Annotated in this window: 17 protein-coding genes and 1 pseudogene; 8 read left to right on the top strand and 10 right to left on the bottom strand. The window is 68.2% G+C overall.

What is annotated here, in order from left to right:
- The 4 genes and pseudogenes from ACOJVU_RS17980 to ACOJVU_RS17965 all read right to left on the bottom strand — a co-directional run.
- Window positions 1–708: cytochrome c biogenesis CcdA family protein (locus ACOJVU_RS17980; protein WP_421531013.1), on the bottom strand; the 708-nt coding region annotated here is incomplete at its 3' end.
- A complete protein-coding gene (locus ACOJVU_RS17975) occupies window positions 705–1253 on the bottom strand; it encodes a protein disulfide oxidoreductase (protein WP_421531012.1) in 549 nt (182 codons plus the stop codon). The genes ACOJVU_RS17980 and ACOJVU_RS17975, both read right to left, overlap by 4 nt.
- Before the next feature lie 224 nt (window positions 1254–1477).
- Window positions 1478–2239: pseudogene (locus tag ACOJVU_RS17970) on the bottom strand (HAD-IB family hydrolase); the annotation flags it as partial.
- Window positions 2240–2443: 204 nt separating this feature from the next.
- Window positions 2444–3835 carry a wax ester/triacylglycerol synthase domain-containing protein gene (locus ACOJVU_RS17965; RefSeq protein ID WP_421531011.1) on the bottom strand — a complete coding sequence of 464 codons (1392 nt, stop codon included), beginning with the start codon at window positions 3833–3835 and terminating at the stop codon, window positions 2444–2446.
- Between the two features lie 574 nt (window positions 3836–4409).
- Here ACOJVU_RS17965 and ACOJVU_RS17960 point away from each other — a divergent pair.
- On the top strand, window positions 4410–7289 hold the full coding sequence (locus ACOJVU_RS17960) for an AMP-binding protein (RefSeq protein ID WP_421531010.1): 2880 nt from the start codon (window positions 4410–4412) through the stop codon (window positions 7287–7289).
- A gap of 203 nt (window positions 7290–7492) precedes the next feature.
- Here the strand turns inward: ACOJVU_RS17960 and ACOJVU_RS17955 are convergent, their stop codons facing one another.
- Complete coding sequence (locus tag ACOJVU_RS17955; protein WP_421531009.1) at window positions 7493–8104, bottom strand: disulfide bond formation protein DsbA; 612 nt, start codon at window positions 8102–8104, stop codon at window positions 7493–7495.
- A gap of 118 nt (window positions 8105–8222) precedes the next feature.
- Between ACOJVU_RS17955 and ACOJVU_RS17950 the strand changes: the two genes are divergently transcribed.
- A complete protein-coding gene (locus ACOJVU_RS17950; RefSeq protein ID WP_421531008.1) occupies window positions 8223–9065 on the top strand; it encodes an arylamine N-acetyltransferase family protein in 843 nt (280 codons plus the stop codon).
- On the opposite strand, the gene ACOJVU_RS17945 is transcribed toward ACOJVU_RS17950, so the two are convergent.
- The 5 genes from ACOJVU_RS17945 to fadD3 are packed head-to-tail and all read right to left on the bottom strand — an operon-like array spanning window position 9062 to window position 14799.
- Window positions 9062–10180 (bottom strand): pyridoxal phosphate-dependent aminotransferase, encoded by a 1119-nt coding sequence (locus tag ACOJVU_RS17945; protein WP_421531014.1) that lies wholly within the window; start codon window positions 10178–10180, stop codon window positions 9062–9064. The two genes, ACOJVU_RS17950 and ACOJVU_RS17945, sit on opposite strands and share 4 nt — an antisense overlap.
- Before the next feature lie 44 nt (window positions 10181–10224).
- Entirely contained in the window at window positions 10225–11181 is a 957-nt protein-coding gene (locus ACOJVU_RS17940) for an acyl-CoA dehydrogenase family protein (RefSeq protein WP_421531007.1), read from the bottom strand.
- Window positions 11178–12122, bottom strand: a complete 945-nt coding sequence (locus ACOJVU_RS17935) for an acyl-CoA dehydrogenase family protein (protein WP_421531006.1) — start codon at window positions 12120–12122, stop codon at window positions 11178–11180. The genes ACOJVU_RS17940 and ACOJVU_RS17935 overlap by 4 nt, the downstream gene beginning before the upstream one ends.
- Entirely contained in the window at window positions 12119–13264 is a 1146-nt protein-coding gene (locus tag ACOJVU_RS17930; RefSeq protein ID WP_421531005.1) for an acyl-CoA dehydrogenase family protein, read from the bottom strand. The genes ACOJVU_RS17935 and ACOJVU_RS17930 overlap by 4 nt, the downstream gene beginning before the upstream one ends.
- Window positions 13264–14799 (bottom strand): 3-((3aS,4S,7aS)-7a-methyl-1,5-dioxo-octahydro-1H-inden-4-yl)propanoate--CoA ligase FadD3, encoded by a 1536-nt coding sequence (gene fadD3 / locus ACOJVU_RS17925; protein WP_421531004.1) that lies wholly within the window; start codon window positions 14797–14799, stop codon window positions 13264–13266. The genes ACOJVU_RS17930 and fadD3 overlap by 1 nt, the downstream gene beginning before the upstream one ends.
- An 83-nt stretch (window positions 14800–14882) precedes the next feature.
- On the opposite strand from fadD3, the gene ipdE1 reads away from it, so the two are divergent.
- The 6 genes from ipdE1 (at window position 14883) to ACOJVU_RS17895 (ending at window position 21823) form a co-directional block, all read left to right on the top strand.
- Complete coding sequence (ipdE1, locus tag ACOJVU_RS17920; RefSeq protein ID WP_421531003.1) at window positions 14883–16034, top strand: acyl-CoA dehydrogenase IpdE1; 1152 nt, start codon at window positions 14883–14885, stop codon at window positions 16032–16034.
- 28 nt (window positions 16035–16062) lie between these two features.
- Entirely contained in the window at window positions 16063–16851 is a 789-nt protein-coding gene (gene ipdF / locus ACOJVU_RS17915) for a (5R,7aS)-5-hydroxy-7a-methyl-1-oxo-2,3,5,6,7,7a-hexahydro-1H-indene-carboxyl-CoA reductase (protein ID WP_421531002.1), read from the top strand.
- Window positions 16852–16935: 84 nt separating this feature from the next.
- On the top strand, window positions 16936–17607 hold the full coding sequence (locus ACOJVU_RS17910) for a DUF4190 domain-containing protein (RefSeq protein WP_421531001.1): 672 nt from the start codon (window positions 16936–16938) through the stop codon (window positions 17605–17607).
- 173 nt (window positions 17608–17780) lie between these two features.
- A complete protein-coding gene (locus ACOJVU_RS17905) occupies window positions 17781–18458 on the top strand; it encodes a DUF4190 domain-containing protein (RefSeq protein WP_421531000.1) in 678 nt (225 codons plus the stop codon).
- Window positions 18459–18585: 127 nt separating this feature from the next.
- On the top strand, window positions 18586–19140 hold the full coding sequence (locus ACOJVU_RS17900) for a hypothetical protein (RefSeq protein ID WP_421530999.1): 555 nt from the start codon (window positions 18586–18588) through the stop codon (window positions 19138–19140).
- A gap of 22 nt (window positions 19141–19162) precedes the next feature.
- Entirely contained in the window at window positions 19163–21823 is a 2661-nt protein-coding gene (locus ACOJVU_RS17895; RefSeq protein WP_421530998.1) for a vWA domain-containing protein, read from the top strand.
- Window positions 21824–21904: the final 81 nt, after the last annotated feature.

Below are 21904 nucleotides of genomic sequence, written 5' to 3'. Positions count from 1 at the left end.
GGGGTCGCCGGCGTCGGCATCGGTGTAGTAGAGCCGGATTTCGTAATAGCCGTAGTAGGCCACGTACAGACCGGTGAGCAGCACGACGACCCCGGCGATCCGCCCGACACAGGGCAGTACGCGACGAAAGGCGGCGCCGGCCGACGCTCCGGCGAGCGCGACGGCCAGCGCCGCCACCCCCACCGTGATGGTCATCCCGATGGCGTAGGCGAGGAAGGCCAGCACGCCCGAGAGCACCGAGCCCTGGTTGAACGTCATGCTGATCACGGCGAGAAAGGGGGCGATCGTGCACGACAGCGAGGCGATCGCATAGCCCACCCCGTAGCCGTACATCGATCCGAGCCGCGCGGTCGGCGTGCCTCCGAAGCGCTTGGGCAGGAGGACGGTGATGTCCTTGCCGGCCACGAGCCAGATCCCGACGCCGACGAGCAGAAATCCGATGACCACGGTGGCGAACGGCAGGTACTTCTGCGCCGAGGCGATCACGGGCGAGATGACCAGACCGAAGGCTCCGAAAACTGTCAGAAACCCCAGAGACATGCCGGCGGTGGCCCCGAGCGCGCGGAGCAGGGCCGCCGGGCGTGAGGTGCCATGGCTGCCGGCGATCACCAAGCCCAGGTAACCGGGCAGGAAGGCGAAGCCGCAGGGGTTGAGCGCGGCCACCAGGCCGGCGCCCAGCGCGAAGCTGAGCGCGGCGGTGTCGATCACCTGTTGGTCAATCCGCTGACCCGCTCGGCTAGTTCGGCTTCGGTGAGCTGGCCTTTGACGACATCGACGCTGCCGTCGGCGCGGATGAACGCCCACGCGGGTTGCCGGGTGATGCCGAATTTGGCCCACACCGTCCCGTCGGTGTCGGCCAATTGGGTGAGTCCACCGAGGTGGTATTTGTCGACGAAGGACTGCATCGATGACACCTGATCGCGTGCCGCCACCCCGACGAACGTCACGTGCGGGTTCGACGCCGCTACCTTGGCGAGGGCGGGTGCCTCCTGCTGGCACGTCGGGCACCAGGGCGCCCAGAACCACAGCACCGCCGGCTTACCCGCGAGGCTTTCTCCGGAGAACGGCTGTCCTGCTAGCGTTTTGGTGGAAAACTGCAGCTGAGACGGGGCGGCGGTCGCCTGGCCGGCCGCGGCGTTCGAGGACGCGGCAGGCGCGGTCGTCACTCCGGATCGCGTTTCCGGGGCACCGCATGCCGCGATGACGGTCGCGACGGCGACAGCGACCAGCGAGGCGGCCGGAAGACCTGACATGACACGTCCTTCCCGTCGGGGAGTGGAGCCGGGAGCTGCCACCATACTGTCTCCGTACGAAGATGGTATGTGCCCTGGCCAACGTCCGCCGCCGTCGATATGTTGGTCTGCGAAAACTATTGTACGCCTGGGATAATCAGGTCTCAGACGCATCGACGTCGCCTGGGTGTCGGTCAAGGAACGTTGAACCCCGAGCGGCGGCGCAACGAGCGGATGAGCGCTCGGGCGCCAGACCGCGCCGCCATGGTGCCGCGCAGCGAGACCGGCTGGGAGAAGGTCAAGGCGGGCCAACCGCGTTCGGCGGCTTGTTTGCGTAAGCCGCGGCCCGGGTTGACCACGCTGGGGTGGCCCACTGCTTGCAGCATCGGCAAGTCGGTGATCGAGTCGGAGTAGCCGTAGCAGTGTTCGAGCTGGTAGCCCTCGCGGGCTGTCAGCTCGCGTATCGCGTGCACCTTGCGTTCGCCGAAACAGTGGAACGCGACGTCGCCGGTGTACTTGCCGTTCTCGACCACCAGTCGGGTCGCCATGGCATGGGTGGCGCCCAGCGCGCGGGCGATCGGTTCCACGATGTCTTCACCCGACGCCGAGACGACGACGACGTCGCGGCCGCAAAGTTTGTGGGCGGCGATCAGGTCCGCGGCTTCGGCGAACACCAACGGCGCCACGATGTCATGCAGCCTCTCACTGACGATCGACCTGACCTGTGTCACATCCCAACCGGTGCACAAGTTGGCCATGTGGATGCGCATCCGATCCAGCGGGTCATGGTTGGCGCCGGCGAGCAAGAAGCGGAACTCGGCGTAAGCCGACTTGAGCACAGCGCGGCTGTCGAGCAGTCCATGGTCGTAGAACAATTCGCCGAATGCCACCGTGCTGGACTTGGCGATGATGGTCTTGTCCAGGTCGAAGAATGCGGCGGTGCGTGCGGCGGCGGCCGCTGTGTGCGGCGAGGTCTGCTGCGGTACGGCCTGGTCGGGGACGGTCACCGGCCCAGCATAGGTCGGCGACCCCACGGGGCGGCGATGTCCGCAGAAACGTCGCCGGGGCGCCTGCACGGGCCTGCTGGGATCCGATCTTCTGGGAAGACGCGAATACAATTGCAGGCCAGGGCTTTATCGCTGACCCGGTTATCGGCCTACGCTGGTTCAACTGCCGTCGGTTGTCTCGCGGCAAACCCGGTGAGCGCGTTCCTATACCTCCAGGAGGCCGTGGTCCTGCGCAATGATCTGTTTGGTGAGATCGTCCAACCACACCTGTATGCCGGTGCACACTCGGTCCGCGAGCGCAGCCAGCGATCGGTCCGCGACAACGATGATCGAGAGATCGCCGTTGTACGCCGACCCGATCAGCCCCAGGGCTTTCGTGCCGCCGGGGAGGGCGGCCAGCAAGCACTGTTCGAGGCGGCCGCCGAGACCGCTGATGCCTTCGGGCGGACCATTGAGCAATGTCGCGGTGACATTCCACTTCATCGGCCAGGTCTGGACTGCCCCTCCTTTGCCGAGCATGGAACGGATCGCGGGTTCATCGGAGTCGAGGGCTTGTCGCAGCCGGTCGGTGATGCAACGCAGGAGTTCAAGCGGGTTGTGCTGGGAGAGGGGCGCCGAGATGACCAAGTTGCTCGTCTGGGTCGAAGAATTGACGAAAACGTGGTGGGTGTCTTCACGCAAACTCTTCGGCACCCCGATTTTCAGAGGCGCGCTCAGCGGGATGCGTTCGGCAGCCAGTGCCTCCTCGAGGGCATGGGCCACCGCCGCAAGAAACACGGTGTTCACCGTCGCTCGTGGGATGCTGTCAGCCAGAGTTCGGAGTTCGTCGAGCGGTCGCGAAGTCGTACGGAAAACCCACTCCCCGCTCGCGGGCCGGTTGATCCCGGCCGGCCTGTACGGGTGCCGGACTTCCCGCCACACCAGCCCCGCCAGCCGGGTCAGATCCCGCGCAGCGGTCTGCGCGCGGTCGGGTGAACGCATCGCCCCGAGGGCTTTCCTGGATCCCCGCATGACACCGCGGCACCGCCAGGCCAACCCCTGTCGGACGAGTTCGTGCGTTGGCGGGGTTGAGACCTTGGGACGACCCGGGCAGGGCGGCGGCATGAAGTCGACGTCGAGAAGCGCCATGCCGAAGAGCGCGACGCATGCTTCCCCATCGCCCAGGACATGATGGACCTGGACGATGATGGCCCACTTGCCGTCCTGAAAACCTTCGACGATGTAGACCCGCCACGGTGGACGGCGCAGGTCGAGTGGCTCCAGTAGGTCCTCGACCGCCTGCATCAGCTCCGGGAATTGCCCCCCCGAAACACGTCGGCTCTGCAGGTGATGGTCGAGATCGAAGTCTTCGGCGTCGAACCACGCGGGCGGGGCCAACTTCAGCGGAGTGGCGACGACGTGCTGCATCAGCCGGGGAATAGAGGTCACCCGGGCATTGACGCGGTCCCGAACCTGGTCGAAGACAGGTTCAGAGTCGTCGGCGGGACGGTCGACGAAGCAGATGGCGATGAGTTCGCTTTGCGTGTTTCCGCCACGGAAAAAAGCGTGGGAGTCTCTGGAATTGAGGTACTCGGGCGTGTTGCCGTGATTACCCATGTCACTTCCTCGCCGTCATCCGTGCTGTCTTCATCACGTTGTCTTCATCACGCTGTCTTCATCACGCTGTCTTCATCACAAATGTTTGTGCTTGTTGACTCGTAACAATGCTTGTGTATCCAAAACTATGCTCACCGGGGCTGTGAGGTGCCCGTGAAATGCCTGGGACCGCGGCCTCGCACCGGGTCGGTGTCTGGTAGCCGAGGGCTTTGTCCAGTCACCGGTGCTGTGTGAGCCCACATTCGGCGCCGGACGGCTCGACGTTGTCGACAGGCTCCGCAGCCCTTCACCAGGTGCAATTCAAACCTGTCCTCGGCGACCCGGTTTCAAGGTAGCGTGGTGAATCCCTTCAGGACGGGCAACCTGGGAAATCGGCTTCAAGACTTTTCGACGATGCGGACCGCACCGTCGGTGGACTCCGGCAACGCAGGTCGCGGGTGTTCTGGCAGGGCCACTGCTCGTGGTGGATCTTCCCAGGGGTTGCGGAGGTCCGCCGCATGCCTTCGCCGGCGTTGGACCTGGCGTCGTGTACACGGGGGCGAAGCCGGCGACGGCTGAAAGGGGTCCGGTACGAATGCAGTCTGAGCAACGCCTGCGCGAGGAGCTGGCAGGTGTGCTGCGGGATGCGGGTCTGGGGCAGATCGACGATCCCGATATCCTCGATCTCGATTTCGAGGAGCAACTCGGGCTGGGCAGCATCGAACTGGCCGACCTGTTGATCCGGGTCGGTGGTGCGTACGCAGTCGAGTTACCTGCCGACGGGGTCGGAAGGTTTCGTCGGCCGCGTGATGTCCTCGAGGCGGTCGATCAAGCGCTCGGCGCCGGTGGGGCGGCCACGGGCCGACCGGCCGTCGCGCGGCTTCCGCAGGTATCGACCCGGGACGCGTCGATATCGAACCTGTCGCAGACGCTGCCGGAGGCGTCGAATCTGCTCGATCTGCTACGTTTTCGCGCCGTCAAGGACGGCCGGCATCCCCACCTGAAGTTCCTCACGGCGGATGGGCACGTGAGTGTGCTGGATTTCGGTGAACTCTGGGACCGCGGACGGCGCGCAGCTGCGGGATTGGCAAACCTCGGCTTGGGAACCGGAGACCGCGTCGCGATTGTGGCGCTGACCGGTCCCGACTTCTTCGTCGCCTTCGTGGCCGCGCTGTGTGCGGGAGGGGTTCCCGTACCGATTTATCCGCCCGTGCGACTCGACGAGCTGGATGGCTATGTCCGGCGGCAAAGTCGGATTCTGCGAAGTGCCGGCGCGGCTTTCATCGTCTCTGATCCGCAGTTCAAAGGTGCTGCGGAGCTGCTGTGTCGGGCTACGCCAAGCCTGCGGGAATCCGCGACGGTGGACTCCCTCACCGGCGGCGCGGGATCCTTCTGTGTCGAGTCGCCCTGCGAGCTCGCGCTGATCCAATACACGTCTGGAAGTACGGGAGACCCCAAGGGTGTGGCGCTGACGCACGCCAACCTGATGGCGAACATCCGAGCGATCAGCGAGATGACCGTTCGCGCCGGCCTGCGTCCCTCGGATGTCGCGGTGTCCTGGATGCCGCTCTACCACGACTTCGGGCTCATCGGGAGCTGGATGGGGGTAGGGCTCTGCACAGGAGTCACGATCGTGATGATGTCGCCGGTCGATTTCCTGACCAAGCCGGCGTCCTGGCTGTGGGCCATCGACAGGTTTCGGGCGAACGCCGTCGCGACCACGACCTTCGGGCTCAACCATGTCACGCGGCGCGTCTCGGATGACCACATCGCCGGAGTGGACCTTTCCAGCATCACATTCGCGGCGCTGGGGGCGGAGCCCATCCGGGTCAGCGCCCTCGACGATTTTTGCCGTCGCTTCGAGCCCTACGGCTTCCAACGGAGCGCGTTCACTCCCGCCTACGGACTCGCAGAAACGTGTGTTGCGGTGACGTTCGCGCTCGGCGGGCCGCGGGTGGACAACGTCGACGCCGATCGGCTGGCGGTGGACCGTCGTGCGGTGCCCGCGGGCCCCGCATCCCGGATACGCAGCCTGGTTTCCGTCGGCACGCCTATCGGTGATCAGCAGGTCCGAGTCGTCGACGCGACGGGCCAGGGGCATGAGCCGATAGCGGAGCGCAACGAGGGCCGTGTGCTGATCCGGGGGAAGTCGGTGATGGCCGGTTATTTCGGCCGACCGGAAGCCACCGCTGCGGTTCGGATGGGCGACTGGCTCGATACCGGCGACCTGGGCTACCTGGCCGACGGGGAACTGTTCATCACCGGACGCGTCAAGGACCTGATCATCAAGGCAGGCCGCAACTACCACCCGCAGGACATCGAGCAAGCCGTCGGCGAGTTGCCCGGCGTGCGCAAAGGGTGCGTGATCGCGTTCGGTGAGGAGATGCCGGAGCACGGCGAGGGCATAGTGGTGGTCGCCGAAACCGCCGCCGAGGCCGGATGCCACGACGAACTCAAAGCTCTGATCCGTGCGGCGGTCGTCGAGACAACGGGTACATCGGCCGACGACGTCATGCTGGTACGGCGTGGCAGCGTGCTCAAGACGTCCAGCGGCAAGCTGCGACGCCAAGAAACCCGGCAGGCGTATCGGGACAGAACCTTGGGCAAGAGCACAGCGGGACGTTGGCGGTCGGCCACGACGATCGCCCGGCTGGGCTGGTACCGAGCGCGAACAGTAGCTGACCGGTGTCGCCAGAGCGTCGTCGGTGCCTACATCGCCGGCATGACGATGCTCGTCGTGCTGATCTTCGCGGGCTCGACACTGTGGGTTAGGGGTCGGGCCGGCACGTGGCGCTTCGCGCAACGCACACTTCGCCTTTGGTTCGCTGCGACCGGGATGTCGTTTCGGCGCACGGGTGTCCCGCTCCCCGACGGTCAGGCGCTCTACGTCAGCAATCACCCCACCGACATGGATCCACTCCTGCTCGTCGGCGCTCTGGACCGGCCGGTTTCGATGACCGGAAAGGGGCGACTGTTCACCGGCTTGTTCGGGGTGCTCGCCGAACGCCTCGGCGTCATAGCCCTCGATCCCGGCTCGGTGGAATCCTCGCTGGCGTCCTACGAGCGAATGCAGACGCTGCTCAAAGAGGACGTATCGATCCACATATTCCCTGAGGGCGAACGCCGCGACACCCCGGGTATCTACCCTTTCCGGCTGGGCGCGTTCAAGCTGGCCGCCAGCACGGGAATCCCGATCGTCCCGTTGGCGCTGAAGGGCCCGCGGGAGGTGATGCGGGGCCGGCCATACCGGTCCGCCGCCCTCGAAGTCGAGGTCCTTCCCGCTGTCCGGCTCGCGTGCGATCCGTCCGATCTGGCGGCACTGGCGCAAGGGCGGACGGAGATTCGACGCATGATCGCCGACGCGACCGGTGAGCCGCTCGTTGACAGCCGCGGCCTCAAGAAGCCGGTTGTCAGGGACTCGGTCGTCACCCGATTCACCACATGGGGCGACCGGAGCAGGGCGCGGTCGCGTTGAGGGAGCCGTGCGGCTGGGCGCGCGGAACTTGCGCGCCCAGCCGGGTCAGTTGCGGCCGCGTTGCCACCAGCGTTGCCCGGGTTCCTTGGGGTGGCCCGGGCACCACTGCGATGCGGGCACGGTTCGGCGGACCTGTTCCACGTGTGCTCCGCATCCGGACCAGGTTGTTTTTCCGCAGGTGCGGCATGTGACGGGATGGCACATCAGCGGGTAGCCTCCTCGAGTGTGGGCGGCCCCTGGACGGGCCGTTGCAGCGTGGCGAATTCGGGGGTCAGTGCGGCGGCGAGGACCGCGTCGAGCAGACGGACGCCGTTCTCGTGGCTCGGGATCGCGGTCAGGACCGGGCCGTGGAACCCGCGTCCGCCGATCACGATGACCGGGCTGCCGGCGGTGCCGCCGAGGGTGTCTTGGCCGGTTTGGTGGCTGAGCCTGACGTCTTCGTCGAAACTGCCGTCGTCGAGCGCGTCGGAGAGCGATTCCTGGAGTCCGCAGCCGGCCAGCGACTCCTTGATCTCGGCGCTGCTCAGCTCGTCCTCGCGCATCTGGATCCGGGTGCCCAGCGAGTCGTAGAGGCGGGCGAACGCATCCCCCCCGTGTTTGCCGACGGCTGCGGCGAACAGGCGTCCCAGCCGGCGCGACTGTTCCATCATGCGTTGTTGCTTGCCCTCGAGCTCCTTGCCCTCATTCAGAACGGCCAGGCTCATCTGCCGCAGGATCACCGTCGTGTGGGTGGCGGATGCCGCATCGAGCAACCACCGCGAGGTGACCCAGGAAAACGGGCAAACCGGATCGAGATAGAGTTCGACGTCAGCCATGGGCCCGTCCTTCCGCCGTGGTCTCGCGATCGGTGAACATCGCCCGATAATACCCCCGCGGGTATCAGCTGTCGAAGCGGTTCCGCAGCTGCACGGCAGCTGACAGCAGAATGGCTTCATGTCTTTGGATGTGAACGGGTATTTCGACCGCATCGGCTATCGCGGCGCCCCCGAGCCGAGCTTGCAGGTGTTGCAGGAGCTGGTGACTGCCCACACGCGGGCGATTCCGTTCGAAAATCTCGATCCGGTGCTGGGGGTACCGGTCGATGACCTGAGCGCGGCGGCCCTCTACGACAAGCTGGTCCGCCGGCGGCGGGGCGGCTACTGCTACGAGCAGAACGGGCTCATGGGATATGCGCTGGCCGAACTCGGCTTCCGGGTGCGGCGGCTGGGCGCGCGGGTGGTCGCGATGCGCGCGCCCGATGCTCCTTTCCCGACGCGGACGCACACGCTGCTGGCGGTGCGGTTCCCCGGCTCCTGCAGGCCCTATCTCGTCGACGTCGGTTTCGGCGGCCAGACGCCGACCTCGCCGCTGCGTATCGAGACCGGCAGCGTGCAACAGACCATGCACGAGCCGTACCGGCTTCAGGACCGCGGCGAGGAGCTGCTCTTGCAGGTCATGGTTCGCGGTGAATGGCAACCGCTTTACGAGTTCAGCACTCGAACCGAGCCGGATGTCGACCTCCAGGTGGGCAGCTGGTTCGTCTCGACGCACCCCTCGTCGATCTTCGTGACCGGGCTGATGGCCGCGCTGGTCACCGACGACGGTCGGCTGAGCCTGGCCGGTCGCGAGCTCACCTGGCACCGGGCCGACGGCAGCGAGAAATCCCTCCTGTCCGGCGCGGCCGCCGTCGTCGACACCCTCAGTGGGCGATTCGGCATCGACGTGGCCGGCATCGGCGAGCGCGCCGCGCTTCAGGCCCGCCTCGACTCCCTCTTCGGCGGCGCGGAGCGCGACTAGCGCGCGGCGAGCCAGGCGCCGATACGCTCGAGCGCCTCGTCGATGTCGCTCGTGGGTCCGGCAAACGACAGCCGGACAAACGCGTTGCCGCGCGCGGTGTCGAAGTCGATGCCCGGCGCGATCGCGACGCCGGTGTCGGCCAACAGCTCCGAGCAGAACCCGAGCGAGTCGTCGGTGAAGTCCGAGACGTCGGCATAAACGTAGAACGCGCCGTCGGTGGGGGCCAGCCGGTCGAGCCCGATGCGGCGCAGCCCGTCGAGCAGCCGCGACCGGTTGATCGCGTACTGGCGCAGGTGGCCGTCGGCCTCGGCGATCGCCTCCGGGGTGAACGCGGCGACCGCGGCGACCTGGGACAGCACCGGCGGGCAGATCGTGAAGTTGCCGGCGAGGCAGTCCACCGCGCGCCGCAACTCGGACGGCACCAGCAACCAGCCCAGGCGCCATCCCGTCATCGCGAAGTACTTGGAAAAGCTGTTGACCACCAGAGCATTTCGCGACGTCTGCCATGCGGAGCTGGTCTGCGGCGCGTGGTCGTAGACCAGGCCGTGGTAAACCTCGTCGCTGATCAGCCGGACACCGGAGGCCTCGCACCAGGACGCGATCGCGGCCAGTTCGTCCGCCGCGATGACCGTGCCGGTCGGGTTGGCCGGGCTCGCGACGATCACCCCCTGCACCGGCGGCTCGAGCTCGGCAAGCATCCGTGCGGTCGGCTGGAAGCGGGTCTGCGGCCCGCAGGGGATGTCGACCACCTCGCAGCCCAACGCCGACAAGATGTTTCGGTAGCAGGGATACCCGGGACTGGCCAGCGCCACCCGGTCGCCGACGTCGAAGCACGACAGGAAGGCGAGCAGAAACCCGCCCGATGAGCCGGTGGTGACGACGACCGCGTCGGGCTCGACGTCGATTCCGTGCCGGCGCCGGTAGTCCGCCGCGATCGCGGCGCGCAGCTCGGGCAGCCCCAACGCCACGGTGTAGCCGAGCTGGTTGAGGTGCAGGGCGGCGGCCGCGGCCGCGCGCACCGGCTCGGGTGCGCCCACGCTGGGCTGGCCCGCCGAGAGATTCACCAGGTCGCCGTGGCTGTGCTGGCGCGCTGCGGCGGCCCGCCACACGTCCATCACGTAGAACGGCGGGATGCCGGCGCGTCGCGAGACGTGGCCGTTCACGGGGTCGTCAGCACCTCGGATTCGAGTCGTCGCAGCAGCTCTCGTGTCGGAGCGAGCAGGTGCGCGCTGCCGTGCGCGCGTTTGAAGTACAGGTGCATGTCGTGTTCCCAGGTGATGGCGATCCCACCGTGCAGCTGGATTCCCTCGCCGGCCACGGCGCAGAGCGTCTCCGTGGCGGCCAGTCGTGCGGCGTCGGCGTTGGCCGGAGTGGGGTCGGTGCACGCGTCGGACACCACGGCCCTGGCCGCGGACACGGCGACATACAGGTCGGCCATCCGATGTTTGAGCGCCTGGAAGCTGCCGATCGGCCGGCCGAACTGGACGCGGTTCTTGGCGTACTCGACGGTCAGCTCCAGGCAGCGTTCGGCGGCACCGACCTGCTCGGCGGCCAGCAGGACCGCTGCGGCGTCGGCCAGGCCGGGGTCGGGGCCGATGCCCGCGGTCTGGTCGGGCCGGATGCGGGCGAGCCGGCGGGTGGGGTCCATGGTGGCGACGGGCTCGGCCGTGAAGCGCGTCCACCTGCTCAGCTTCCCGTCGGCCACCCCCGCAACGACGTCGGCGATGCCGCCGTTGACCACGTAGTCGGCGTCGAGCACCACCGCGCCGATCGAGCTGCCTTCCGCGAGGCGTTCCAGCGCGTCGGCGTCGGGCTCGGACGCGGCCAGCAGCGCCAGCTCGGCCAGGGTCGTGCCCAGCAGCGGGGAGGGCACCAGGGCGCGGCCGAGTTCCTGCACAACGGTTGCGGCGTCGGCCAATTCGCCGCCGGCACCACCCAGCTCCTCTGGTATGACCAGCGCGGCGGCGCCGACCTGCTCGCACAGCAGCCGCCACAGCGACTCGTCGTAGCCCTGTTCGGACTCCATCGCGGCACGCACCGCTTGCGGCGTCGCGTGCTTGGCGACCAGCGCCGCCACGCTCTGCCGCAGCATCGCCCGTTCTTCGGTGATCGTCACAACGCCTCCAGCACTCGCCGTCGATGCTCCTCCGGGGTACCCCAGGCCGAGCGCAGTGCCTGCACCCGCAGCAGCCACAGCGACAGGTCGTGTTCTCCGGTGAAGCCGATGGCGCCGTGGGTCTGCAGCGCCGAGCGCGCCGCGAGCAGCCCCGCCTCGGCGGCAGCGGCTTTGGCCGCGCTGACGTCGCAGGGCTTCAGCGACAGCGCCGCGCCGTACACCAGCGGGCGGGCCAGCTCGACCGCGATGTGCACGTCGGCGAGCTTGTGCTTGATCGCCTGATAGGAACCGATCACCCGGCCGAACTGGGTGCGCTGCTTGGCATAGTCGACCGCGGCGTGCAGCAGCGCCTCGGCGGCGCCGACCAGTTGCGCGGCGGTGGCCAGCGCCCCGAATTCGTAGGCGCGCGGAATGTCCGCGTGCCAGATCTCGCCGGTCGCCGCCACATCGTAGAGGCGCCGGCTGGGGTCGACGGACTCGTGCTGTCGGCCGGGCTCGGCTGTGGTGACATCGTCCCCGGTGGCCAGCAGCACCAGCCCGGCCGCCCCGGCGTCCAGGGCGCGCGGTTGCTGCGGCGGCAGCGCCACGGTGGCGATCAGTTTGCCGGCGGCCAGCGCGGCGCAGCGGTCAGCTTGGTCTTCATGGGCCAGCAAAACCGGTGCCACGGCGATAGATTCGGCCACCGGCCCGGGCACGCACCAGCGCCCGAGGCGTTCGAGTGCGACGACCAGGTCCACCGGACGGGCGTCCAGGCCGTCGAACCGCTCCGGTACGGCCAGTGCGGTGACACCGAGCTCGGCCAGTCGTTGCCACACCGTGCGCCCGGGCGCGACGTCACCCGCGGACCACGCCCGCACCGCGGCCGGCAGGTCCGCGGCACCGAGCGCCGCGTCGATGCTGGCCGCGAAGTCCCGCTGTTGTTCGTCGAGGGCGAATTTCACTTCGTGCCCCCGGACTTCTCCCGAGGCAGTCCCAGCAGCCGCTCGGCGATGATGTTGCGCTGGATCTCGTTGGTGCCGGCGTAGATCGGGCCGCCCAGGGCGAACAGCAGGCCGTCGGTCCAGGGGCCCGCGAGCTCGCCGTCGGCGGCCAGGAGGTCGAGCGCGGTCTGGTGTATCGCCACGTCGAGATCGGACCAGAACACTTTGGTCACCGAGGATTCCGCGCCCAACTCGCCGCCGGCGGCGAGCCTGGTCACCGTGCCGAACGTCTGCAGCCGATAGGCCTGCGCGTCGATCCACGCGCCGGCGACCCGCTCGGCGAACGCCGGCGGGGATCCGCAGTCCTTCCACAGCCGCACCAACCGCTCGGCCGCCGCCATGAATCGCGCCGGGCTGCGCAGCGCCATCCCCCGTTCGTTGCTCGAGGTGCTCATCGCCACGCGCCAGCCGTCGTCGGGGGTGCCGATGACGTCGGCGTCGGGCACGAAGACGTCGTCGAGAAAAATCTCGCCGAAGCCGGTGTCGCCGCCGAGCTGGGCGATCGGGCGCACGGTGACGCCACCGGCCTTCAGGTCGAACATGCAATAGGTCAGTCCGCGATGGCGCTCGACCGCGGGGTCGGACCGGAACAGCCCGAATCCCATCTCGGCGAACGGTGCCCGCGAACTCCAGATCTTCTGCCCGCCCAGCAGCCAACCGCCGTCGGTCTTGGTGGCCGTGGACCGCAGCGACGCGAGGTCGCTGCCGGATTCCGGTTCCGACCATGCCTGCGCCCAAATCTGTTCGCCACTAGCCATTTTCGGCAGGATACGGTCGAGCTGCTCGGAGGTGCCGTACGCGAACAGCGTCGGGGCCAGCATCGACGTGCCGTTCGCGCTGGCCCGCCCGGGCGCGCCGGCGCGGAAATACTCCTCTTCGAACACCACCCAGTGCAGCAGTGACGCGTCGCGTCCCCCGTAGCGCTGCGGCCACGTGATCACCGACAGGCCGGCGTCGAACAGTAAACGGTCCCAACGCCGGTGCTGGGCGAAGCCTTCGGCGTTGTCGTAGGACTTCGTCGGGATCGCATCGGCGTTGTCCGCCAGGAACTCGCGCACCTCGGCCGCAAAAGCCAGTACCTCGTCATCCAGGTCCAGATCCATCAGGCCAGCTCCCGCAGTTGTGATTTGACCACCTTGCCACCCGCGTTGCGCGGCAGTGTTTCGACGAACCGCACCGACCGGGGCGCCTTGAAGTTCGCCAGATGTTCACGGCTGTAGGCGATCACCGACTCCTCGGCCAGGACAGCGCCGGGGCGGGTCACCAGGAACGCGCGCCCGACCTCGCCGAGGCGCTCGTCGGGGACCCCGATCACCGCGGCGTCGGCCACCCCCTCCAGCCGGGCCAGCACCTGCTCGACCTCGGCGGGGTAGACGTTGAAACCGCCGCAGATGTACATGTCCTTGAGCCGGTCGGTGATGCGCAGATTGCCCGCCTCGTCGAGAGTGCCGATGTCGCCGGTGTGCAGCCAGCCATCGGTGTCAACGGCGGCGGCGGTGGCCGCCGGGTCGTCGAGGTAGCCCAGCATCACGTTCGGTCCGCGCAACAGCACTTCGCCGGACTCCGATCCGGCGGCGGCGTCGATGCGCAGCTCGAAGCCGGCGAACGGGCGACCGCAGGTGGTGGCCACGGTGACCGCGTCGTCGTCGGCGCGGCACATGGTGCCCATGCCGTTGGCCTCGGTCAGCCCGTAGGCGGTGAGCACGATGTCGATGTCGAGCTCGGTCTGCATGCGCTCCACCAGCACGACGGGCACCGTAGCCGCCCCGGTCACCGCGAACCGCAGCGAACTCAGGTCGTAGTCCCGGCGCGCCGGATGGTCCAGCAGCGTCTGGTAGATGGTCGGCGGCCCGGGCAGCACGGTGATGCGCCTGCGCTCGATGGTCTGCAGCGCGGCCAGCGGGTCGAAGGTCAGGTGCGGGATCAGCGTCGCACCGGTCTGCAGGCAGGCCAGGATGCCGGCCTTGTAGCCGAAGTTGTGGAAGAACGGGTTGATGCACAGGTAGCGGTCGTCGCTGGTGATCTTGCCGTTGGCCGCCCACGACGCCGACGCCGACAACGACTGGTGGTGCGCGCACAGCACGCCCTTGCTGCGCCCGGTGGTCCCGGAGGTGAACAGGATGTCGCTGACGTCGTCGGGGGTGACCGTGGCGGCGGTGGCGCGCACGGCGGCGGTGTCGGTTCCGTCAGCCATGAAATCGTCCCAGGTGCCGTCTGCCGCTTCGATCGGGATCCGGATGACGTGGCGCAGCGAGGGCAGCGCGCTCCGGTCCAGCGCGGCGGCCCGGTCCGTGCCGAGGAATCGGCCCATCGCGAACAACACCGGCGCGCCCGTGCGGCCCAGGATGTCGGTGGCCTCCTCGGCGGTATAGCGGGTGTTCAGCGGCACCATGGCGGCACCGGCGTGGTGGATCGCCAGGCAGGCGACCACCCAATGCCAGGTGTTCGGCGACCAAATGGCCACCCGGTCGCCGGGCCGGACACCCAGCGCGATCAGAGCGGCGGCGGCGCGGTGCACCTCGTCGCGCAGCGCCGTGGCCGTGAACGGCCGGTCGTCGGTGATCAGGGCCGGGTGGTCGGCGAACCGGAGCGCGAAACGATCGAGCGCCGCGGGCACCGTGCGCGGATCGTTGGTCATCGGATGCTCCTCGGTGTCCGGTCCGCGGCACGCGATACCGGCGGCCTAACAAAGCAAGTGCTTGGTAGGTTAGCCTACAGGTCATGCAGGACGTCGAGGAGTTCCGGGCGGAGGTCCGCGGCTGGCTGGCCGACAATCTGGTCGGCGAATTCGCGGCTCTCAAGGGTCTGGGCGGCCCGGGCAGCGAGCACGAGGCGTTCGAGGAACGGCGCGCCTGGAACCGGCATCTCGCCAAGGCCGGCCTGACCTGCCTCGGCTGGCCGGTCGAACACGGCGGCCGGGGGCTGTCCACCGCGCACCGGGTGGCGTTCTACGAGGAGTACGCCCGCGCCGACGCCCCGGACAAGGTCAACCACTTCGGCGAGGAACTGCTCGGTCCGACCCTGATCGCGTTCGGGACATCCGAGCAGCAGCAGCGGTTCCTGCCGCGCATCCTCGATGTCACCGAACTGTGGTGCCAGGGATATTCCGAACCGGGAGCGGGCAGCGACCTGGCCAACGTGGCCACCACCGCCGAACTGGACGGCGGCCAGTGGGTGATCAACGGCCAGAAGGTGTGGACGTCGCTGGCGCACCTGTCGCAGTGGTGCTTCGTGGTCGCGCGCACCGAGAAGGGCTCCAAGCGGCACGCCGGTCTGTCGTATCTGCTGGTCCCGTTGGACCAGCCCGGCGTTCAGATCCGGCCGATCGTCCAGATCACCGGCACCGCGGAGTTCAACGAGGTGTTCTTCGACGACGCCCGCACCGACGCCTCGATGGTGGTCGGCGCGCCCGGTGACGGCTGGCGGGTCGCGATGGGAACGCTGACGTTCGAGCGTGGCGTGTCCACCCTGGGGCAGCAAATCGTCTATGCCCGAGAGCTTTCCAACCTCGCCGCGCTCGCGCAGCGCAATGGGGCCGCCGAGGACCCGTTCATCCGCGAGCGGCTGACCCGGGCGTGGGCAGGGTTGCGGGCCATGCGGTCGTATGCCCTGGCCACCTTGGAAGGCCCAGCCGTCGACGGCCAGGACAGCGTGTCGAAGTTGTTGTGGGCCAACTGGCATCGCGGACTGGGTGAGCTGGCGATGGACGTGGTCGGCAGGTCTTCGATGACCATGCCGGACGGCGAGTTCGACGAATGGCAGCGGCTGTTCCTGTTCACCCGCGCCGACACCATCTACGGCGGGTCCAACGAGATCCAGCGCAACATCATCGCCGAGCGGGTGCTGGGCCTGCCCCGGGAAGTTCGCGGATGAGCGTGTGCGCGAAGACTGAGGAGGAAGCGTGAGTCTGTCTTCGGCGCCCAAAGAGATTGCCGGGCACGGTCTTCTGAAAGGCAAGGTGGTGGTGGTGACGGCCGCCGCCGGCACCGGCATCGGCTCGGCGACCGCGCGGCGGGCGCTGGCCGAGGGCGCGGACGTGGTGGTCTCCGACCACCACGAACGACGGCTGGGGGAGACCGCCGACGAATTGTCGGCGTTGGGGCTGGGCCGGGTCGAGAAGGTGTTGTGCGACGTGACGTCGACGGCCCAGGTCGACGCCATGTTCGCCTCGGTGACCGCCCGGATGGGGCGCATGGACGTGCTCGTCAACAATGCCGGGCTGGGCGGGCAGACCCCGGTGGTGGACATGACCGACGACGAATGGGACCGCGTCCTGGACGTGACGTGCACGTCGGTTTTCCGTGCCACCCGCGCGGCGCTGCGGTACTTCCGCAAGGCCGGGCACGGTGGGGTGATCGTCAACAATGCCAGCGTCCTGGGCTGGCGGGCCCAGCATTCGCAGGCGCACTATGCGGCCGCCAAGGCGGGCGTCATGGCGTTGACTCGTTGCAGCGCAATCGAAGCCGTCGAGTACGGGGTCCGGATCAACGCGGTGTCGCCCAGTATCGCCAGGCACAAGTTCCTGGACAAGACGACCTCGGCGGACCTGCTCGACCGGTTGTCCGCCGGGGAGGCATTCGGCCGCGCCGCCGAACCGTGGGAGGTCGCGGCCACCATCGCGTTCCTGGCCAGCGACTACTCCAGCTACCTCACCGGCGAGGTCATCTCGGTCTCCAGCCAGCATCCGTGAGACGAAACTGCCCTTGCGGGGTTGGACTATTCTGAGGCAGCGAAGTGAAGGTGTTCGGGGGACAGCGATCACCAGGGGGTGTTTGTGAGTTCCGGCGACCAGGGTGCGGATTCGGGAAGTCCGTTCGACGTCGACCCGTTCGGCACGGCTGCGTCGTTGACGGATGGCGCGATCCCGTCGCCGCCGGGCCGGGTGGCGCCGTTGCCCGCGCCGCCGGGTGAAGTAAGCACACTGGCGACCTTGTCGGTCGTGTTCGCGTTCGTCTTCGCCCCAGCCGGGGCGGTGCTGGGTCACCTCGCCCTCTCGCGGATCAGGCGTTTTCAAGAGCCCGGGCACCGCAGGGCGGTGCTGGGGCTGACGTTGTCGTACGTCTTCATCACGCTGGCGGTGATCGTGCTGATCGTCTGGCTGTTGTTCGGTGCGGACCGCGACGACAACGGCCCCGTCGACACGCCCACCACGGCCGCGGTGCCCAGTGTCAGATCCACCGTGGTCACGGCCCCGCCGAGCCCCCGGCCGCGGGTCAACGTCGCAGACCTGCACGTCGGCGACTGCGTCGAGATCCAGAAGAACCAGCCGGATCCGGCTCGGCCCAACACCGACCAGGTGTACGTCTACCGTTCCAGGTGCGAGAACCACGACGGCGTCTTCCAGGTGAGCAAGATGACACCGGATGCGAACCAATGTCCGCCTGGCGAATATTTGGCAAACGACGAAGAGACGATCATCGCCTGCTTCGTGAAATACGGCCGATGAAAGCCCAGGCCCGACGGCTGGCGTCACACCATCCTGGACGCAGCACCGATTTCGTTTCGTGGCCATCGATGTGTAACGGCGTCGCGTCCGGGTAAGCCGCATTGGTGATGTCCGGCGGAGATCCTTTCGCACCACCAACAGGCGATCCGTTCGCGTCCCCGGAACTGGACCCCGTGGACGCCGGCCCGCCCACCAGCTATGGCGGGATACCCGTTGACGTGGTCGAGAAAGGTTCTCGGCAAAGCGGTTACGGCCCAGGGGAATGCGCACCAGCCGAATGGCATTGGCCGGCAACGGGGCGGCAACCGCAGCCGCCGGTGAACACCTACGCGATCCTGGCGCTCATCTTCGGGCTCGTGGTGCCACCGGCGGGCGTTGCCCTCGGGCATCTGGCGCTGCCACAGATCAAGCGCTCCGGTGAGAGGGGACGTTCCGCGGCCGTCTGTGGTCTGGTTGTGGGCTATGTGCTCTCGGCTATGTTGATCGCAATCCTGTTGTGGCTATTGATGAACAGGAACAGCGGCAAGCCACCTTCGGCCCAGTCGGGTCTGTCCGCGGTCATGGCTCCGCCGGAAAGCGTCGTGACGTCGATCGCGCCCGGTCCGAAGCGGCCGCGACACAAGATCGCTCTCGATCGGGCCACGGTCGGAATGTGCGCCGAGATCGAAAAGCGCGACATCGCCAAGGAAATCGGTCACGACGATGCGCTCGAACTGTTCGAGGTGCCGTGTGAGCACCGCGTGGGCGTTTACACGGTCGTCGGCCGGGTACCCACCGACGCAGACTGCAACTCCACCTACGTTGCCGCGCCGCCCGATCGGTCATTTGCGGTCTGTTTGAACCGTTTTTGACCGCTTGGTCGGTGAGCTCCGAGCGCGCCGAGATGGTCGTTCGGCCGCGGGAACGTGGCCGGTGGAGCATCCGGATCAACTGAACACAACGCACCCACAGCTCGGCAGCTCTGATGGGAGAGAACCTATGAACAGCACCAGTGCCGACCCGATGGCGCCGGCTTCTGCCCCCTGCGACCCGTTCGACTTCCGGGACTTCGGTGGCGCTCCCGACGGGCCGAACCACGCCGGCGCCCGCGCCGCGCCGAACGCTCGGTGCGGCGGCTTCGACCCGTTCGCGGGTCAGTCCTCGGTGTCGGTGTCCGACGGGCCCGAGGAGATCTTCGCCGCGGGGACCGGCATCGTGCCTGCGGGATCTCTCGGGGTCAGCGGCCCGCCGTTGCGGCTGGTCGGGGCTGCCTTCGCCGTTGCCGTGGCGGGTCTCGTGCTGGCCGTCCTGAGTGTCGGCGCTGCCTCGCCGGCCTCGACGGCCCTGTTGGCTTCCGCCGGCTGGCTGCTGGCCGGCCCCGTGGCGATCGGTGTCCTGGCAGCATTCCACGGAGTGGACACCCGGCGCCGGCTGAGTTCGGTGTACTCGTCCCCGATGTGGCTGCGGTCCGCCCACTGGGTGGTGATTGCAGCGTGCGCAACCGGCATCGGCGTCGGCGCCTGGGAGATGGCACTGTGGGCCGGCCGACTCTGAGCGGCACGAGGGGGCCTTGAGGATGAGCCTGCGACCGCGCCCAGGGGTGATCGTGCTGCGGGTCCTCGCCGCGGTATGGCTGATGACCGGTTTCGCCCTGGCGGGCTGGTCGCACACCGTCGCTTCGGCGGCCCCCGGTTCCCCCGGCCGCGATGCGGCGCTGCACCGCTACGGCGGCTGCCTGGCATCCCAAAACGCCGGCGACCTGCTGATCTTGGTCGACGAGTCGGGCAGCCTCAAGGGCACCGACGCGCATGCGGCGCGTGTGGGGGCCGCCAAATATCTGGTGAAAACCCTTGGTGATTACGCGGATCGGACCAACTCCAAGCTCGACGTGGCGATCGCCGGATTCTCCGACGGTTACCACATCCGACAGAATTGGACGCGGCTGACTTCGGCGTCGGTCGACTCGGTCGACGCCAAGCTGCAGACACTCGCCCAACGCAACAGCGGCGCGGACACCGACTACTGGTTGGCTCTGGACGGTGCCCGGCAGACGCTGGCCGACCACACGCGGGGCAACCCCGACCGCTGTCAGGCGATCGCCTGGTTCTCCGACGGCAAGATCGACTTCAGCCAGCGCCCGGGCGTGCACCGGCCCTACGCGCCCGGTGTCGACCTGGGCAGCCAGGAAGGCGTCGCCGAGATGATCCGCCGTGCGACCGAGTCGATCTGCCGGCCGGGCGGCCTGGCCGACCAGCTCAGGTCCGCACACGTCGTCATGCTCGGGGTCGGGCTCGGCGGTCCCGGCCGGGATTTCGACGTGATGTCGGCCATCGCCACCGGGGCCGGCCCCGGCGGGACCAAGTGCGGGAGCATCACCGACCCCAAACCAGGTGCTTTCTATCGCGTTTCCAACATCGACCAGATGCTGTTCGCGTTCGATGCGCTCAACCCGACGCCACGCTTCGACGACAGCAAGCCGGTCTGCCGCGAGAAGGTCTGCCCCGAGGCGCGGCACAACTTCGTGCTGGACCGGTCGGTCAAGTCCGTGCACATCCTCGGTTCCGGCAGCGAGCCCGGTGTCGTCCCGTACCTGATCTCGCCGTCGGGCCGGCAGCTGAAGCTCCCCGAGCAGGACGGCGAAACCCGGGTCGCTATCGACGGGATCCCGGTCAGCTACCAGTGGCCGTCCGATTCCGCGCAAACCATCTCCCTACACGGTGCGGACAACCCGAAATGGCCGGGGCGGTGGGCCGTGGTCTACGTCGACACGACCGGGCGACATCCCGAGGCGGTGTCGCGCGTGGCCATCCACATCAGCACCGACATCTTCCCGGCGCTGTCCGGCGACAAGGATTCGTGGCATGCCGGGCAGGTGGCCAAGGGGCTGACGTTCGGTCTGGTCGACGGGCAGCGCAAGCCGGTCGACCCGAACGGCCTGGCGGGGCAGGCGGTGATGACGGCCGTGCTCGCCACCGACGGCGCGGCCCCGGTCACGCTGCTCGACTCGGCGCCCAAGACGGACATCGGCAAACCGGTCGAGGTGGACCTCACCAATCTCAAGCCCGGCCCGGCAACCCTGCGGATGTCCCTGGTGATCACCACGGCCGCCCCGCCCGACGCCCGTGGTGAGTCGGGAACCACGCTGACGCCACAGCGGGTCGACCTGCCGGTGCGCATCCTGCCCCGGGTCGGTCTGCCGGCTCCGGGTCGGCGCATCGACTTCGGGACGGTCCAGGGGACCGAGGGCGCGACAACGAAACTCGACATCGCCGGGCCTGGTTGCGCCTGGATCGCCGCGGGAGACCGCCCGTCCGTCGTGGCCGCACCCGAGGGAATCGGCACGGTCGATGTCACGTCGACGGCCGACGATCCCGGCAACTGCGTCGAGGCCGGCCCGGGCCAGCAGGTCGGCCTGCCGGTGACTTTGCACACCGAGCACGACGGGCACGGCGGACTCAACGGCAAGATGCCGATTCACATTGCCGCCAAGGACAACCCGGGCAACACGCAGGTCGTCGACGTCACCTTCGTCGGCTCCATGGTCCGGCCGCTGAGCACCACCAACTTCGTGCTGGTCCTGCTCGCGGCCCTGCTGCTCGGCCCCGGCATCCCGCTGGCGCTGCTGTATGCGACGAAGTGGTTCGTCGGCAAGATTCCCGGGGTGCCGATGCTGGCCGAACGCATACCCGTGCACATCGAATCCGGCCAGGTGTTGCGCGACGGAAGGCCCTTCGAAATGGCCGACACCGACCTGGTGACGCCGGTGCCCGGCTTGTCCGGTGGCGCACGGCGGCTGACCGTGCAAGGCGTCCAGTTGTCGACCAAGTTGGGCCGCAACCCGTTCGGGCGGGCGCGTGTCAGCGTGGAGGCGCCCGGGTACGTCAGCGCCGGATCGGAGGCGCCGTCCACCGACCGCACCGGACTGCGGGCGTCGCTTCCGCTGGCCGTACACGGCAAATGGGTGGTACTGCACGATCCGCGGGGCCCGGCCAACCGGGCCGAGGTGCTGCTGATGGCCCCGGGCCAGGCCGACATCGCCCAACGGCACGAGCTCTACGAGGATGCCGGCCGCCGGTTGCCCGACATCGTGACCGCTCTGCGGCGCCGGGCAGAAGAAGAACAACTCACTGCGGCCGGCTCCGGCGAATCGGAGCTGTCGTCGCCGTTCGGTCCTGCGCCGGTACCGGAGACCGTTTTCGATCCGTTCGCAGAAAACCACGACGCTGAAAAACCTTGAACACGGCACGGCACTGAACGGCACTGAACGGCCCTGAAAGGCCCTGAAAGGCCCTGAAAGGAGCCCGTTCCACGGTAGAGG

It is taken from the genome of Mycobacterium sp. THU-M104 (genome assembly GCF_049197365.1).
Lineage (GTDB): Bacteria > Actinomycetota > Actinomycetes > Mycobacteriales > Mycobacteriaceae > Mycobacterium.
This window is presented reverse-complemented; position numbering and strand designations above follow the sequence as displayed.